Origin of the sequence: Nocardia acididurans (assembly GCF_016741815.1) — a bacterium.
Classification (GTDB): Bacteria; Actinomycetota; Actinomycetes; order Mycobacteriales; family Mycobacteriaceae; genus Nocardia; species Nocardia acididurans.
On the sequence record NZ_JAERRJ010000002.1, the window covers coordinates 1 to 15709 of the forward strand.

General features: G+C 67.7%; 16 protein-coding genes and 1 pseudogene. 11 read left to right on the forward strand and 6 right to left on the reverse strand.

From position 1 onward, the window contains the following. Nucleotides 1-439 (forward strand): annotated as a pseudogene (gene adh, locus JK358_RS04335) (aldehyde dehydrogenase); the annotation flags it as partial. Then, nucleotides 439-846: a DUF779 domain-containing protein gene (locus JK358_RS04340; RefSeq protein WP_201943868.1), complete on the forward strand. Its 408-nt coding sequence runs from the start codon at nt 439-441 to the stop codon at nt 844-846. The pseudogene adh and the gene JK358_RS04340, both read left to right, overlap by 1 nt. A gap of 48 nt (nt 847-894) precedes the next feature. Here the strand turns inward: JK358_RS04340 and JK358_RS04345 are convergent, their stop codons facing one another. Both JK358_RS04345 and JK358_RS04350 read right to left on the reverse strand, forming a co-directional pair. Further along, nucleotides 895-1719 carry a class I SAM-dependent methyltransferase gene (locus JK358_RS04345; RefSeq protein ID WP_201943870.1) on the reverse strand — a complete coding sequence of 275 codons (825 nt, stop codon included), beginning with the start codon at nt 1717-1719 and terminating at the stop codon, nt 895-897. Between the two features lie 70 nt (nt 1720-1789). Continuing rightward, a complete protein-coding gene (locus tag JK358_RS04350; RefSeq protein ID WP_201943872.1) occupies nt 1790-2146 on the reverse strand; it encodes an immunity 51 family protein in 357 nt (118 codons plus the stop codon). A 130-nt stretch (nt 2147-2276) separates the two neighbouring features. Here JK358_RS04350 and JK358_RS04355 point away from each other — a divergent pair, with 130 nt between their 5' ends. Next, on the forward strand, nt 2277-2942 hold the full coding sequence (locus JK358_RS04355; RefSeq protein ID WP_201943874.1) for a molybdopterin-dependent oxidoreductase: 666 nt from the start codon (nt 2277-2279) through the stop codon (nt 2940-2942). Nucleotides 2943-3055: 113 nt separating this feature from the next. Here the strand turns inward: JK358_RS04355 and JK358_RS38960 are convergent, their stop codons facing one another. Further along, complete coding sequence (locus JK358_RS38960; protein WP_232850787.1) at nt 3056-3349, reverse strand: hypothetical protein; 294 nt, start codon at nt 3347-3349, stop codon at nt 3056-3058. Between JK358_RS38960 and JK358_RS40580 the strand changes: the two genes are divergently transcribed. After that, nucleotides 3272-3562, forward strand: a complete 291-nt coding sequence (locus tag JK358_RS40580) for a PCRF domain-containing protein (protein ID WP_372440610.1) — start codon at nt 3272-3274, stop codon at nt 3560-3562. The two genes, JK358_RS38960 and JK358_RS40580, sit on opposite strands and share 78 nt — an antisense overlap. Before the next feature lie 97 nt (nt 3563-3659). Further along, a complete protein-coding gene (locus JK358_RS04365; protein ID WP_201943876.1) occupies nt 3660-5195 on the forward strand; it encodes a serine/threonine-protein kinase in 1536 nt (511 codons plus the stop codon). Here JK358_RS04365 and JK358_RS04370 read toward each other — a convergent pair. Together JK358_RS04370 and JK358_RS04375 are read right to left on the reverse strand one after the other, a co-directional pair. Continuing rightward, nucleotides 5182-5724: a hypothetical protein gene (locus tag JK358_RS04370; RefSeq protein WP_232850788.1), complete on the reverse strand. Its 543-nt coding sequence runs from the start codon at nt 5722-5724 to the stop codon at nt 5182-5184. The two genes, JK358_RS04365 and JK358_RS04370, sit on opposite strands and share 14 nt — an antisense overlap. Before the next feature lie 120 nt (nt 5725-5844). Further along, nucleotides 5845-7398: a succinic semialdehyde dehydrogenase gene (locus JK358_RS04375; RefSeq protein WP_201943880.1), complete on the reverse strand. Its 1554-nt coding sequence runs from the start codon at nt 7396-7398 to the stop codon at nt 5845-5847. Nucleotides 7399-7652: 254 nt separating this feature from the next. Between JK358_RS04375 and JK358_RS04380 the strand changes: the two genes are divergently transcribed. From JK358_RS04380 to JK358_RS04405, 6 genes are all read left to right on the forward strand, one after another. Continuing rightward, nucleotides 7653-8126 (forward strand): hypothetical protein, encoded by a 474-nt coding sequence (locus tag JK358_RS04380; RefSeq protein ID WP_201943882.1) that lies wholly within the window; start codon nt 7653-7655, stop codon nt 8124-8126. A 184-nt stretch (nt 8127-8310) separates the two neighbouring features. Further along, entirely contained in the window at nt 8311-10515 is a 2205-nt protein-coding gene (locus JK358_RS04385) for a sensor histidine kinase (protein ID WP_201943884.1), read from the forward strand. Between the two features lie 139 nt (nt 10516-10654). Next, nucleotides 10655-13288: a sensor histidine kinase gene (locus JK358_RS04390; protein WP_201943886.1), complete on the forward strand. Its 2634-nt coding sequence runs from the start codon at nt 10655-10657 to the stop codon at nt 13286-13288. Next, complete coding sequence (locus JK358_RS04395) at nt 13266-13691, forward strand: roadblock/LC7 domain-containing protein (RefSeq protein ID WP_201943888.1); 426 nt, start codon at nt 13266-13268, stop codon at nt 13689-13691. Before JK358_RS04390 ends, JK358_RS04395 begins: the two co-directional genes overlap by 23 nt. Beyond that, nucleotides 13688-14065, forward strand: coding sequence for a DUF742 domain-containing protein (locus JK358_RS04400; RefSeq protein ID WP_201943890.1), 378 nt, complete (start codon nt 13688-13690; stop codon nt 14063-14065). The genes JK358_RS04395 and JK358_RS04400 overlap by 4 nt, the downstream gene beginning before the upstream one ends. Beyond that, a complete protein-coding gene (locus JK358_RS04405; protein ID WP_201943892.1) occupies nt 14046-14639 on the forward strand; it encodes a GTP-binding protein in 594 nt (197 codons plus the stop codon). The genes JK358_RS04400 and JK358_RS04405 overlap by 20 nt, the downstream gene beginning before the upstream one ends. A gap of 58 nt (nt 14640-14697) precedes the next feature. Here the strand turns inward: JK358_RS04405 and JK358_RS04410 are convergent, their stop codons facing one another. Next, complete coding sequence (locus JK358_RS04410; RefSeq protein WP_201943894.1) at nt 14698-15693, reverse strand: glycoside hydrolase family 113 protein; 996 nt, start codon at nt 15691-15693, stop codon at nt 14698-14700. Nucleotides 15694-15709: the final 16 nt, after the last annotated feature.

Consider the following 15709-nt stretch of genomic DNA (forward strand, 5'->3'; position numbering starts at 1 on the left):
CAAAGAAGGCGCCAGAGTTCTCACCGGCGGTGAGATGCGCAAGGTGGAAGGCTTCCCCAACGGGTACTACATCGAGCCCACGATCTTCGAGGGCCGCAACGATATGCGCATCTTCCAGGAGGAGATCTTCGGCCCGGTGGTGGCGGTGACTCGCTTCGACAACGAGGTCGAAGCGATCACCATCGCCAATGACACCCTGTACGGTTTGGGCGCGGGCGTGTGGTCCCGCGACGGCAGTACCGCCTACCGGCTCGGCCGCGCCATCAAGGCCGGGCGCGTGTGGACCAACTGCTTCCACGCCTACCCCGCGCATGCCGCCTTCGGCGGCTACAAGAAGTCCGGCATCGGTCGCGAGACGCACAAGATGATGCTGGACCACTACCAGCAGACCAAGAATCTGCTGGTCTCGTACTCACCGAAAAGGTTGGGTTTCTTCTGATGAAAGCAGGGACCGTGTCCAGAGTGGGCATCACCCCCGCCGCGAGCGAGGTGTTGCAAGGGCTCATCGCTCACCACGGCCCGGTGATGTTCCACCAATCCGGCGGATGCTGCGACGGCAGCTCCCCCATGTGCTACCCACTGGGCGAATTCCGGGTCGGTGCGGCCGATGTCATGCTCGGCCGTATCTTTCCCGACACCCCCTTCTGGATGAGCGCCGACCAGTACGAGTACTGGCGGCACACCCATCTCACCGTCGACGTGGTACCCGGCCGCGGCGGCGGATTCTCCCTCGAAGCTCCGGAAGGGGTCCGGTTCATCATCCGGTCTCGGTTGTTCACCGATGCCGAAGCGGCGGCGTTGGAAGCGGCTCCCGCCCCGCCGCGTGGCGCGGACCTGACCGGATGAGGAGGTGGCGCGGCCGGTTTCTCCGGGCCGGCCGCGCCATCACACCTCCTAGACGCGGGTGGCGGGCGCGCGCCCGCTGCCGAACCAGGCGGTGGTGGACAGCTCGGCGCCCGGCTTGTAGTGCTGGTCCAGGTACTCGATCATGATCTGCTCCTGTGCCTTCCACGTGCCGGGGTCGGTGCGATCACGCCGCAGCCGGATCGGTGCGCTGCTGCCGGTGATTCCCTCCCACAGTGCCGCGCCGCTCTCGTAGGCGACCGACACCGTGTGCGGGCGGATGCGCACATTGGTGAAACCGGCTGCCAGCAGCTCACTCTCGAAGGTCTCCGGATTCTCCAGACTGGCCGGATTCGGTTGCGGCGCCGGAAAACCCGGAATCCCCGCCTGATAGGCATCGAAACACAGTGTCATGAGCGGTGATTCGGCGATCGGAGCCCAGCTCGATACCACGGCGATCCCGCCCGGCCGCAGCACCCGGCACAGTTCCGCGAAACCTTTCGCCCGGTCCGCGAAGAACATCAGGCCGAACATCGAGAATGCGGCATCGAACCGATCGTCGTCGTAGGGCAATGCCTGTCCATCCCCCACGCGCGCAACGACATTCGTGACACCGGCGGCCTCGGCCCGGTCACGCAACCGCCCGATCATCGCCTCCGAGAAGTCGATCGCCTCGACCTCCCCGACCCGGGTGGCCGCGAGCAGGGCCAGCGCCCCGGGCCCGGCCGCCACATCCACCACCCGCGCGCCCGGCGCCGGATCGGCGATCTCGAGCGCCCGCTCCGCGAACGGGACCATCACCCGCGCCCCGAATTCGTCGTACCCCTCGGCAACGGCATCCCACGCCCCCGGCGTGGCCAGCGGATTCTCCACCACAGCACATCCTTTCGCCGTCCCTCACCCTACGCACCCGGCTCGGGCCGGGCGCGTATCCGCGAGACCTACCTCAGTCGAACCATTCCGGATCGCCCGCCGCCACGAGTTCGGCCAGCACCGCCCGATCCGTCACCGCCTCCTGCAGCAACGCCCCCAACCCGCGCAGCGCCTCGGCGTCCTCGCCGTAGGCCACGAACATTCCCGCCTCCGGATCCATCCCGAACCGCCCTTCCAGTTCTGGAGCCCGCGTACTCACCGCCGCCTTGGCCACCCCCGCCCAGCCGTACCCGCCGCCGTCGTATCCGTGCGCGGCGAACACCTCCTCGCTCGCCACCATGTGGGCGTCGGTCAGCATCAAGCAGAAGTTCCCCGGCTTGTGGTCGTACTCGAAGAACACCAGCGGCGCGAACGCCTCACGATCGGTCATGCCCCGCACCCTACGAGTTCCGTGTGACAAACCGCCCACCCGACGAAACTAGTACACTCCTTCTATATAGAGCAAACGCCCTATATTCTGACGATTGCGAGCACCCCGCACCCCGACACGAGGATTCGGCATGACACTCCCCCCGGGCCAGCGCGCCCTGGACAACTTCCCCCGCTTCGGCACCCACCTACACCACCCACCGCCACCGATCCCCGACCACCCCACCATCGAGATCACCGGCCCCCTCCCCACCCCCCTGACCCTCACCACAGCCGACCTCGCACAACTCCCCCGCCGCGAACAGGACGCCGACTTCCATTGCGTCGCAGGCTGGTCCGCCACCGGCCTCCGCTGGGCCGGCACCCCCTTCGAACCCCTCTACCGCACCCTCGTCGCCCCCCTCCTGGACCCGACCGCCCCCATCACCCACATCTCCTTCACCGGCCTCGACGGCTACTACTCCATCGCCCACCTCGACGACGCCCTGGCCGCCGACGTCCTCATCGCCGACCACCTCGACGGCCACCCCCTCACCCCCGACCACGGCGCCCCCCTCCGCCTGGTGAGCCCCAGCCAATACGGCTACATCAGCACAAAACACCTCTCCCGCATCACCTTCCACACCACCGAACCCCCCGTCCCCGACCGCTGGTCCCCCATCGCCGGCCACCCCCGCGCCCGCGTCTGGCACGAGGAACGCAACCGCTACCTCTCCGGCCGCCTGGTCCGCCCCCTCTACCACCGCCTCATCGAACCCATCCGCAAACTCAGCGCCAAAGGCAGCACCACCGCCTGACAGGCTCAGCGCACCGGCAGGACCGTCGCGGGCGCATCGACACGTCACATCGTCGTTCGTGGGCGCGTTATGCGATATTGGGGTGGGAGGGAGACATCATGTCCGCGGACGATTCACCGTCGCAGCGGTTTCTCGCCGAGTTCCGATTGCTCGAAGCCCGGCTCGGCGATGAGGCGCTGTATCGGAACGCCGATGAGTTGCACCGGGTCAGCGAGCGGTTGACCGAGCTGCAGCCTGCTCTGACGGCCTTCACCTGACTGCGCGCGGCAGAGGATGAACTGGCTGTCGCGATCGAATTCGCCGCTGAGGATGCGTCTTTCGCCGCGGAGGTGCCGCACCTGCGGCATCGGGTCGTCGAGCTGAGCGTACGGCTCGCCGAGCAGCTCGTTCCGGCGGATCCACACCACCGGGACAATACGATCCTCGAGGTTCGCGCTGAGGGCGAGGATCGCGAATCCGCGCTGTTCGCCGGTGATTTGGTGGGGCTCTATCGGCGGTACTCCGAACGACGTGGCTGGACGGTGAAACTGCTCGAGCAGGGTTCCGGCGACCTCGGCGGGTATCGAGATTCGAGTCGATATGTGGCTGTCGGCCCTTCGTTTCCGGGCTCGACTTCCTGATCGTCGCCCGGCGGGTCGAGGCCCGCCGTGGCGGTGGCGGTATGACCGTAGACTCCCGGTTGCAGTTGGGCGAATGGTGGCATATCGGGAGGAACGGGTGAGCGGGCAACTACAGTCGGGATCGGTCTTCGCCGGATTCCGGATCGAACGCTTGCTCGGTGCCGGGGGGATGGGCGAGGTGTACCTAGCCGTCGATCGGGATCTGCCTCGGTTGGTCGCGTTGAAGGTGCTCAATCGGATTGCCGCCACGGATGACGCGACCCGGCGACGGTTCCTGCGGGAGGCCGATACTGTTGCGCGGCTGTCGCATCCGAACATCATCACGATTCTGTCCAGAGGCGAGGAAGACGATCGGCTCTGGATCGCCATGGAGTATGTGGACGGGCCGGATCTTGCCACTCAGCTGCAGGATGGCCCGCTCGAGCTGGAGCGGGTCGCCGCGATCACCCGGTCCGTCGCCCTCGCACTGGATTACGCGCACGATGCGGGCGTGCTGCACCGAGATGTGAAGCCCGCCAATATCCTTGTCGGCTCCGATCCGGGGCGGCGCACGCTGCTCACCGATTTCGGCATCGCGACCTCGATCCACGACGAGCGCGGGCTCACCGAGACCGGGCATATGCTGGCCAGTCTCCGCTACGCCGCACCGGAGCGCTTCCACGGCGCGATCGCCATCGACCGCACCTCCGACATCTACTCGCTGGGCTGCACGGTGTTCGAAATGCTCGCCGGGAAGCCGCCTTTCGACGCCACCGAACCATCACGCCTGATGTACAGCCACGTCAACGAGACGATCCCCGCGCTCAGCACGGTCAACCCGCACGTCCCCGCCCAGCTCGACGCGGTCATCGCCCGCGCGATGGCGAAAGACCCGCACCGCCGCTTCGCCACCTGCACCCACCTGGCCCAGGCCGTGGCCGCCGCGCTCGCCGGACGCCCGGTCGCGGTGAAACCTCCCCCGCCGCCGGCCGCCAACGGGGTATCCGCGATCTTCCCCGGCATCGACCGAGCGCCGAGACATCGCCGCGCACAAACCGATTCGGCCACCTCCGGTCCACACCGCCGACCCGCCACACCGCGCAACCGCCGCCAACTCACGATCGCGGCCCTCGCCACCCTGGTGGTCGCCACCGGCGCGACGGTCGCGGCGGCAATCTCCTCGGATTCCGATGCCGACGGCGTCGCGGCCCCCACCACGACAACCACGAAAACCTCCCCCACCACAACAACTCTCGCGGCCATCCCGGTCGCGGGCTGCGAGATCCGCCGCGACCACATCTCGGCCTCCGGCACCTTCCCCGGCGGCGAAACCAGCGGCATGGACGCCATTTTCGCCTTCGAGTACGCCTACTACGTCCAACGCTCCGGCACCGCGGCCCGCCGCGTAGTGGCCCACGACGCCACCAACATCTCCAGCGCCGAAGACATCCAGCGCGGAATCGACTCCACCCCCAAGGGAACCCGCTACTGCGTGATCATCGCCTTCGAAGGCCCCTCCGACGCCGGCACCGAGCGCTGGGCGGTCCAGCTCCTGCACCAGAGCCCCGGCGAGAAACTGATCGTCTTCGACCAGATCATCACCACCCGCACCACGGACGGCCGCACCCACCTCGTGTCGATCACGGAAGCGTGAACGGCTTCGCCACCTCCATCCGATCCGCATCGAATGTCGTCTTGAACGGCTCACGCTTCGCGTACTCGGTGATGCCGATCGTCGAGTCGTCCCAGAACTCCACGCTCGTGGGGCAATTGGCCTCGATCCGTTTCCACACCAGAGTTTGCCTGGCGAACAATCCGTCTCGCTCCCGCAACCACACCCGGCAGGACGGATCGATCGTGTTGTGAAAATACTCGGTGACGAGCTCGTGGCGTCCGTCGGCGCTCACGGTGACCTTGACCTCCCGCGAACCGTCGTCCCACATCAACGCGAACATCGTCAATACCCACAGGGGAATCGTCACCAGTCCGAGCAGAGCCGCGAACGAAACCCACACCCGCTGACGGTCCCCGCACACCGCGGGGCCGAGCACGAGTACGACAATCGCGCCCGTCCAGCACAAGGGCATCAACCACGCGGGAATCCAGTCGAATCGGTAGTACCGATCCGATTTCGCAACCGCGACGGCAACACCCAGTCCGGCCACGAACAGTCCGAATGCCACGAAAATCCACACAACGCGCCGCCCCATCGGCTCCACCCCCTTCACGGTGCATTGCTTCCGACATTAACCGGTGACGCGACTCCGCCCCGACCGTGGCGGGTCGGGGCGGAGGGGTGGACCTCAGCGGCCGGGCAGGAAGCGGATGGCGCGCGCGATGCCCATGAGGAAGGGCTGCCAGCGTTCCTGGGAGACCAGTGGCGGCGGGTCGAGGTTCAGGAAGCGGGTGACGACGATGGACTGGGGTTCGGTGAACTTCAGCAGACCGTCGGGACCGTGGCGGCGGCCGACGCCGGAGATGCCCATGCCGCCCATCGGAGCGCCGGTGGTGCCCCAGGCGGGGGCGTAACCCTCGTCGATGTTGACGGTGCCCGCGTGCAGGCGTTCGGCGATCTTCTCGCCCTCGGATTTGCTTCCGGCCCAGACGCTCGCGTTGAGGCCGTATTCGGTGTCGTTGGCGCGGGTGATGGCTTCTTCGACGCCGTCGACGGGGTAGATGGAGACCAGCGGGCCGAAGGTTTCGTTGCGGCCGCACTCCATGGCGTCGGTGACGTCGGAGAGCACGGTCGGTTCGTAGAACAGCGGGCCGAGGTCGGGCCGGGCGTTGCCGCCCGCGAGCACCTTCGCCCCCTTCGACACCGCGTCCGCGACATGCTTGGTGACCGTCTCGAGCTGCGATTCGGAGATGAGGCTGCCGATATCGTTCGAGAAGTCATAGGAGGCACCGAGTTTGGCGGCCTTCACATTGGCGACGAACTTCTCGGCGAAGGAATCGGCCACGGCGCGATCGACATACAGGCGCTCGATGGAGATGCAGAGCTGTCCGGCATTCGAGAAGCACGCGCGCACAGCGGCTTTGGCGGCCTTGTCGAGGTTGGCGTCCTTGGTGACGATCATCGGGTTCTTGCCGCCGAGTTCGGCGGAGAACCCGATGAGCCGACGCCCGCACTGTTCGGCCAGCGTGCGCCCGGTCGCCGAGGACCCGGTGAACATGAGGTAGTCGCACGCCTCGACAATCGCGGTCCCGACCACCGTGCCCGGACCCGTCACAACCGCGAACAGATCCCGCGGCAGTCCCGCACGCGCGAACAGCTCCGCATTGGCCAGCGACGAATACGGCGTCTGGCTATCCGGCTTCACCACCACCGCGTTCCCGGCCAGCAGCGCCGGAATCGAATCGCCGACAGACAGCAGCATCGGGTAGTTCCAGGGCGCGATGACACCCACGACCCCCTTGGGCACCGCCCGCACCGAAGCCCGGTTCAACACCGGAAACGCCCCGGTAGCACTGTGCGAGGCCAGCAGGTCCGGAGCCACCCGCGAGAAGTACCGAGCCGCGAAGATCAACCCCATGATCTCCTCTTGCGCCGCCCAGCGCGCCTTCCCCGTCTCGGCCTGCACGATATCCATCAGATACTCGCGGTTCTCCACCACCAGCGCCCGATAGCGCTCGAAGATCGCGGCCCGCTCCTTCACCGGCCGCGCAGCCCATTCCGCCTGTGCCGCACGCCCTCTGGCGACAGCCTCCGCGACATCCTCGGCAGTGCCCACCGGCACCGTCCCGAGCGTGCTGCCGGTGAACACCTCGGTGATCGCACGCCTGTCCCGATCCTCGGTCGTGTCCACCGCCGCGAACGTCCGCAACCGGTCGAACACCGCAGCTGCCGGTACCGGCATCGTCGCCTCCTACTTACAAGTAACTTCCGGGTACGGACAAATCTACCCTCACCGCGCCCAGGTCAGGGCGCTCTGCCGGATCTCGGCCGCTCGGGCGGGGTTTCCGGCCGGAAATGTCGGTTCGGGCCGACCGGACGGGTTCGCCGGATATGTCGGGATTCGAAAATGACCTGTAACCAGCGGGTTCCGGGCTACGAACAACACCGCAGCAGTACCACCGAATTGCCAACGATGAGTTCACCGTTCGGAAGGGATTGTTCGACATGCTCAGCTTTACCCAGCGGGCCGCGGGGGTCGCTACGGCGTCCGTGCTTGCCGCCGCTCCGCTTGCCGCGACGGCGTCGGCGGATCGGTCGGGGCCGTTGTATTTCCGGGCGGGCACGCTCAGCTGCGCCATCGATGCCGTCGGGAGTGTGGGGTGTGATCTGGCGTCGCCGGCGCGGATGACGGTCAAGCTCGCCGGGGATGAGGTCGCTATTCCGTTCGAGGTGAGTCAGGTGGTCATCGATTCGGCGGAGACTCCGGCGCATCCGGGGTTCGCGCCGGGGGCCTACACCCTGCCCGGCGGGAATCCGGGGATCGATGAGGTGGCCACGGGGAGCGATATGTGGGGGCCGAAGCTTGCGTATGCGGGGGCCAGGTGCGGTGTGGGGTTCCATGGGAGCTTTTTCTGCACCAGCAAGGGTCATTCGTTCGGCTGGTACGCCTCGGCGATCGCCGCGAGCTGATCCGGGCGCGGAGTCCCGTACGCGCACGAGGGGTGCGAGTACGGGATTCCGCGTCGAAAAGCGTTGCCGGACCGATTGGTCCGCTATCTCCCGGCTTACCCGCTCCGGCACCTGAAGTCAATTAGTGTCCTGCTCAAAGGGACTCGTGCCGTGCACAATCGAATCGAATGGCTAGCTTGTGGCAATGCGCATGCCGAACCTCGGTGTCCGGACCCGTATCCTGGCGATCGCGCTCGTCCCCAGCCTGGCCCTGGTCGTCATCGGCGTGGGTGCGACGGGCGCCCTGGTGGACGAGTCGAACGAGGCCCGAGCCTGGGCCGACGAGCTACAGGCCGGTATCGCACCGACCCGCGAACTGATCGAGGCCATCGAATCCGAGCGGCGAATCACGGTGTGGCACAACGCCGGAGCCGATCCGGATGTGCGGGATCTGGCGGCGGCGCGAGCCCGGCTGGACAATGCCTTCCGGCAGATCGCGCCGGCGCAGTCCCGGCTGTCGAATATGGGGCCGGAGTCCATGGGCGACAGTACGGCCGCCTTCCAGGCGATGGGACAGCAGCTCACCGGTATCCGGGCGGGCGTGGACGCGGGGCAGACGCCGGTGGCCGAGGCCTACCAGTTCTATACGCGCATGCCGGAATTGGTGCTCGCGGGCATTCGCATCGCACAGCAGTCCGCGCCGGATGCCGCCACCGCCGCCGAGCTGTCCGAGTCCGCGGAGGTGCTGCAGAGTCTGGAAGCGATGAGCCGCGCGACGGCGCTCGGCGCGGCGCTCGTGCACGAGAGTGCGCTCTCCCCCGAGCTGAGTAGCGAATTCGTGCGACTGGTGGGCTACTACCGGACGCGGATCCAGCAGTTCGTCGCCGATCCGGATGCCGACCAGGCCGCCGCCGCGCAGGCGCTGATCGCCGGGCAGGCCTGGCAGCAGCTGGGCACGATGGAAACCGCTCTCGCACAACGTGCCCTGCCACGCGATCCCGACAATGCCCGCACCGCACCGCTTCCCCTCACCACCGAGGCGTGGCAGGCCGCGGCCGACGAGGTCAATCGGGCGCTGGCCGAACTGTGGCAGGCTCAGAGTTCGCAGGCGCAGAGCCTGGCCGCGGACGCGGCCTCGGACACCACGCGGAAATCACTGCTGGCGGGCGCGGCCATCCTCGCGGTCGCGATCGGCGCGATCGTGGTGGCCCTGCTGCTGGCCAATCGAATCATCGGACGGCTCAAGCGGCTCCGGGACCGCACCTTCGCGCTGGCCGATGAACAACTGCCCGACACCATGCGCCGGCTCGCCACCGGTGAAGTGCTCGAGGCCGATGCCGCCGCCCCGCAGCTGGACTTCGGCTCCGATGAAATCGGCCAGGTGGCCGAGGCTTTCGGCCACGCGCACGCGGCGGCCGTCACCGCCGCGGTCACCGAGGCGCGCACCCGTGAGGGCGTCAAGGCGGTCTTCCGCAATATCGCGCACCGCAGCCAGGTGGTGATGCACCGCCAGCTGGAGCTGCTCGACGAGGCCGAGTCCACGCAGGAGGATCCCACCCTGCTCGACACCTTCTTCCGGCTCGACCACCTCGCCACCCGAGAGCGCCGCAATGCCGAGAACCTGATCATCCTCGCGGGCGGCCAGCCGGGCCGGCAGTGGCGAAATCCGGTGCCGGTCATGGAGTTGGTGCGCAGCGCGGTCGGCGAAACCCTGGACTACAAGCGGGTGCGGACCACCCGGCTGCCCGATACCCAGGTGCTGGGCGCGGCCGTCGGCGACCTCATCCACCTGCTCGCGGAACTGGCCGACAACGCCACCGCCTTCTCCCCGCCCCAGGCACAGGTGGAGATCTCCGGCCGCACCGTGGGCCGCGGCCTGGCGCTGGAGATCAACGATCAGGGCATGGGCATCCCCGAGGCCGACCTGGAACTCGTCAACGCCCGCCTGGCAGACCCCGTCGAGTTCGGCGTCACCAGCCTGTCCACCGATTCCCGTCTGGGGCTGTTCGTGGTGTCGCAACTGGCTGCGCGCCACGGTATTTCGGTACGCCTGTCCGAATCCGACTACGGCGGTATCCGCGCCATCGTCCTGGTCCCCGCGGCCCTCATAGCCGGTGCACCGGCAGCTCCGGGTCCGGCGGCCCACCGCCCGGCCGAGATCGCGGCCCACACCGCGCACGCCCTGCCCGGTGACCACCGCCCGATGCTGCCCCGCCGCCAGCGGCAATCGAGCCTGGCTCCGGAACTGGTACGGGAACCCGCCGCCGCGCCCGCACCCCGGCCGGAGCGCACCCCTGATCAGGCCCGAGATCTCATGTCCGCCATCGAGAACGGCACCCGGCAGGGTCGCCGGGCCGATCCCGGCCGTCTCGATCCTCCTCCCGCACGGCATCGGCGCGACGACGAGTAATCGCGATGCGAGTTCCGGCATGCCGCACCCGCATCGAAATCTTTCATTCCGAAGCATGAATGATGCTGTCCGTCAACCATTCTCCCGCTCAACGGGATCTGCGCAACGTCTGTGACATACGTCCCGATACGTTGTGGCGATGTTCACAGCGAGGCTCGGTGTCCGCACCCGTGTTCTCGCCATCGCACTCGTCCCGAGCTTGGCGCTGCTCGTGATCGGTGTGGGTGGCGCGGGATACCTTGTGGTCGAGGGCAGAAACGCGCGCGACTGGGCGGTCGCGCTGCGCGACTTCACGCCGCTGACCAAGGAACTGGTGGGCGCTGTCCAGCAGGAACGACAGTTGACGCTGGCCCAGTTCGGCGAGCACGACGATCCGAAGGGTGTGGCGCAGGCCCGATTACGGCTCGATGCCGCGCTGCGCGCCTTCGCGCCCACCACCGCCACCATGGAGAAGATGGGCCCGGACGGCGTGAAAGGCGATGTGGGCGGGTTCAATACGCTCATCGCGCAGCTGGCCGCGGTGCGCACGCAGGTGGACGCGTCGGTGCTGTCGCTCAGTGATGCCTACACCTTCTACAGCCATCTGCTCGATGTCATCTCGATCGGCACGCAGGCCGTGCAGACCACCGCGCCCTCGGCCGAGGTGGCGGTGGAGACCGGTGAGACGCTGACCATTGTCGGCGCCTCCGAAATGCTCTCGCGCAGTCACTCACTGGCCGCCATCCTGGCCAATGACATCGTGCTGCCACCGGAGCTCGCGGTGGAGTTCTCCCGGCTGGTCGGCGGCTACCGGGTCAGCATCGAAACCATGGCCACCAGTGACGAGGCGGAGCGGATCGCGGCCGCCAAGGCCATCACCGCCATGCCCGCGTGGACGCAGCTGGCCGTGATGGAGAACTCCTTCCTGGCGCGCGCGCTGAACCCCATCACCTCTGCCAAACCGTCCACGGCGGAACCGCTTCCGTTCACGGTGCAGGAGTGGCAGGACGCCTCCAACCAGGTGAACACCGCCCTGCTCGAGCTGTGGAACAGCCAGTCCAACCACGCCCAGGGCCTGGCCGCCGACGCCGCCGACCGCGACGCCCGCAACTCCGCCTATGCCGGCGGCGCGATGTTCCTGGTGGCGGTGGCCGCGTTCGGGGTGGCCCTGGTGCTGGCCAACCGAATCATCCGGCGTCTCAAGCGACTCCGTGATCAGACCTTCGCCCTCGCCGACGAGCGGCTCCCCGAGATCATGCACAAGCTGCGCGACGGCGAGCAGGTGAACGCCGAGACCGAAACCCCGCCATTGGATTTCGGCACCGACGAGATCGGCCAGGTGGCCGAGGCATTCAGCCACGCGCACGCCGCGGCCGTCGCGGCGGCGATCACCGAGGCCCGCACCCGCGAGGGCGTGAAGGCGGTGTTCCTCAATATCGCGCACCGCAGCCAGGTGGTGGTGCACCGGCAGCTCGAGGTGCTCGACGAGGCGGAGTCCAAGCAGGAGGATCCCGCCCTGCTCGAATTGTTCTTCCGCCTGGACCATCTCGCCACCCGCGAGCGCCGCAACGCCGAGAACCTGATCATCCTCGCGGGCGGTCAGCCGGGCCGGCAGTGGCGCAATCCGGTGGCACTGGTCGAGGTGGTGCGCTCGGGCGTCGGTGAGGCGCACGACTACACCCGCGTGAAGATCGCTCGCCTGCCGGAGGTTTCGGTCGCCGGGTCCGCGGTGGCCGACCTCGTGCACCTGATCGCCGAACTGGTCGACAATGCCGCGCACTTCTCGCCGCCGCAGTCGCAGGTGTCGGTGCGCGGCAATGTGGTCGGCAAGGGCGTGGCCGTCGAGATCGTCGACCAGGGTATGGGCATTCCGGAGTCGGAGCTGGCTCGCATCAACGACATGCTGCGCAATCCACCGGATTTCGGCGTCAACACGTTGTCGGAGGATTCTCGCCTGGGCATGTTCGTGGTGGCGCAGCTGGCCATGCGCAACGGCATCACGGTGAAGCTCTCGGAATCCGATTACGGCGGCGTGCGCGCCATCGTGCTGGTGCCGTCGGGGCTCACCGTCCCGGCGGGCGGCACCGGCGAAATCCCGGCCGTGCCACGTCAACTCGAAGCCCCGGCGGGCGCGCCCGCCCTGCCCGCCGGGAGCAATACCGGCCGGTTCCCAGCCACCTCGGGCAGCACCGGAACCTTCCCGGCGGTCCACGGCAACACGGGCGCGTTCCCGGCCGCCACGCGCGAGACCGGCGCCTTCCCGGCCCCCACGGGCGACACCGGCGCCTTCCCGGCTCTTCCCGGCAATACGGGTGCGTTCCCGGTCGTTTCCGGCAACACCGGAGCGTTCCCGGCCACGGCCGCATCCGATCGCGCCGAACCCCTCGAACCCCGTTATCCCCCGCACCAGATGTCCTTCGACACCCCCGCGCCTTTCGAACCGCCGACGAACCCGTCCCCGCGGCACGCGCAGCAGCCGCTGCGGCTACCACGGGAAAACGGTTTCCGCTCTTCCGAATTCGATGGTTCGCATTACACTGGCTCCGACGTCCGGCCCGCGCTCCCGCGTAGGCGCCGGCAGGCAAGTCTCGCACCGGAATTGGCGCAGGAGAAGGCGACCTCAGAAGCGCCGCCCGAGCCTACCCGTACGGCCGAGCAGGCCCGAGACCTCATGTCCGCGATCGCGAACGGAACCAGGCAGGGCCGGCAGGCCGACCCTGGCGCGATCTCGCCGACGTCCCACGGAATTCAGGACAGACAGGAAGGCGACGGTGACCATCTCAAACGCTGGTGATCTGAACTGGCTACTCGACGATCTGGTCGATCGGCTCGCGGGAGTGCGGCACGCGGTGGTGCATTCCACCGACGGGTTACTGCTGGGCCGCTCCTCCTCGATGAGCCGCGAGGACGCCGAGCACTTCGGCGCCATGTCCTCGACCCTCTACGGTCTGGCGCGCAGTGCCGGAACGCGTTTCGACGGCGGCGGCGTACGCCAGGCGGTCATCGAACTCGACCGCGCGGTGCTGTTCGTGACGGCGGCGGGCAGTCACGCCTGCCTCGCGCTGCAGGCCACCGAGCAGGCCAACCTAGGTATGGTCGCCTACGAAATGAACCTCACGGTCCAGCGTGTCGGCACCTATCTGTCCACCACCCCGCGCCAGCAGATGGCCGGACAGGTCAACCCCCGACTGTCATGAACCCGAGGCCGGGCGAACAGTGGTTCGACGACGCCGCCGGTCCCCTCGTGCGCCCCTATGCGAGGACCGGCGGCCGGACCATGGGGGCGGGGCACGATCTCGACATGCTCACGGTGGTGGTGGTGCCCAATGCCGCCCCGCCGTTGCGCCGGGTCGAACCGGAGTACACCGATATCGTGCGGTTGTGCCGGCTTCCGTTGTCGGTGGCCGAGGTGTCGGCCGCGCTGCGGCTGCCACTGGCGGTGACCAAGATTCTCGTCGGCGATCTGATCTCCGACGGCATACTCAATTTCCGTGCTCCGGCGATGCCCGAGACCGGATCCGACGACCTCAACATTCTGCGAGCTGTACTCGATGGCATCCGAAAACTTTGACTCATCCCGGCCGCTGGCCGCCTCGGTGAAGATTCTCATCGCGGGCGGATTCGGGGTCGGCAAGACCACGATGGTCTCCGCGATCAGCGAGATCACCCCTCTTCGCACCGAAGAGCTGATCACCGAATTATCCACGGGCGTGGACGATCTGAGCGGTGTGGAAGGCAAGACCACCACCACGGTGGCACTGGACTTCGGCCGCATCACAATCGACCAGAACCTGGTGCTCTACCTGTTCGGCACCCCCGGACAGGACCGATTCTGGTTCCTGTGGGACGAACTGGCGCGCGGCGCGCTCGGGGCGGTGGTGCTCGCCGACACCCGCCGCCTCGAAGGTTCCTTCGCCGCAATCGATTTCTTCGAACGACGGGGCGTGGCGTTCACCGTCGCGGTCAACTGCTTCGAGGGCGCGCCCCTCTACACCCCGGTGGAGGTCCGCGACGCCCTGGACCTGGACGAGCACATCCCCGTCCTACTCTGCGACGCCCGCGACCGCGGCTCCTGCAAGAACGTGCTGATGACCTTGGTCGAGTACCTCATCGACCGGGCCGCGACCCGCGTGGTCAGCAGCTGATCGCCACGCCACCGAGCCGATTCGCGGGAATCCCGACAATTCCCGCGGATCGGCGTGGTCAGTGCGTCGCGTAGAACTCGGCCACCGTCGCGAACGCCGCCTTCGGTTCCCACGGTCGATCCTCGAAGGTTCGCACAATGCCGTAGCTGGCCAGGTCGAGATCCTCGCGCGGATCCCCGCCGGGCCGGTGCACATGGTCGTACAGCGCGAAGGTGAACACGAACGCACCGTCCACCCCCGCCGCCTCGAAAATCTCCAGCAGCTCACGGATATACGCCGCCTGCCCCTCCTCATCGCGCGCGTACTCGCCACGCAACCGAACCGGCCCATGGTCGTCGTACTCGACGATCTCGAGCCCGTTCGCGCCGCGATCCCCCGCGCCACGATAGGTGGCCGACCCGAATTCCGTGATCGCGACCGGCTTTCCCTGCGCGACAAGGTTATTCACACCGTCCGCGAACTGGTCGACCACCTCCGCGGAGCGATACACATCCGCCGAGACGAGGTCGAACAGATCCCAGTCGACGCGTTCCAGCGGCACCGACGCATAGGTCACTCTGCCGCCGAACCGTTTTCGAACGATCGGCACCGCCTCGGCGAAGAACTCCCCGAGCCGAGCGCTCACCGTCGCCACCGTCTCGGGTAACCGTTCCGGTCGCAGCAGTTCGGCGACCCGCTCCTCGGTGCTGGCTCCCGCGATGAATCCCTTGTTCATCAAACTCAATTCGGCCCCGGCGACGAACACCACGTCCGCTCCCCGCTGCCGCAGCCGTTCGGCCCGCGCGGCGCAATCCGCGAACAGCTCCAGGGTCTGCGCCTCGGTCAGCTCCAGCGGGTAGGGCGAAAACCACACCTCGAGGCCGAGGTCGGCGGCGATCCCCGCCGCCAGCTCGATCCGTTCGGGATCGCCGCCCATGACTCGAACCGCGGTGCAATGCAGCTCATCTCGAATGGTTCGCAGCTCCTGCTCGACGGTGCGCGCGTCGAACGTCCGCCGCGAGGTGGCCCCGCCACGCAGAAACCCGGTGTCGTAACTGATGCCTTTGACTCGCATACCCGACACCTTCCAC

Bases quoted from the DNA above. Each gene is read 5' to 3' on its own strand.
- JK358_RS04340 (WP_201943868.1), top strand. From the start codon at position 439: ATGAAAGCAGGGACCGTGTCCAGAGTGGGCATCACCCCCGCCGCGAGC.
- JK358_RS04350 (WP_201943872.1), bottom strand. From the start codon at position 2,146: ATGACCGATCGTGAGGCGTTCGCGCCGCTGGTGTTCTTCGAGTACGAC.
- JK358_RS04355 (WP_201943874.1), top strand. From the start codon at position 2,277: ATGACACTCCCCCCGGGCCAGCGCGCCCTGGACAACTTCCCCCGCTTC.
- JK358_RS04375 (WP_201943880.1), bottom strand. From the start codon at position 7,398: ATGCCGGTACCGGCAGCTGCGGTGTTCGACCGGTTGCGGACGTTCGCG.
- JK358_RS04385 (WP_201943884.1), top strand. From the start codon at position 8,311: ATGCGCATGCCGAACCTCGGTGTCCGGACCCGTATCCTGGCGATCGCG.
- JK358_RS04390 (WP_201943886.1), top strand. From the start codon at position 10,655: ATGTTCACAGCGAGGCTCGGTGTCCGCACCCGTGTTCTCGCCATCGCA.
- JK358_RS04400 (WP_201943890.1), top strand. From the start codon at position 13,688: ATGAACCCGAGGCCGGGCGAACAGTGGTTCGACGACGCCGCCGGTCCC.
- JK358_RS04405 (WP_201943892.1), top strand. From the start codon at position 14,046: ATGGCATCCGAAAACTTTGACTCATCCCGGCCGCTGGCCGCCTCGGTG.
- JK358_RS04410 (WP_201943894.1), bottom strand. From the start codon at position 15,693: ATGCGAGTCAAAGGCATCAGTTACGACACCGGGTTTCTGCGTGGCGGG.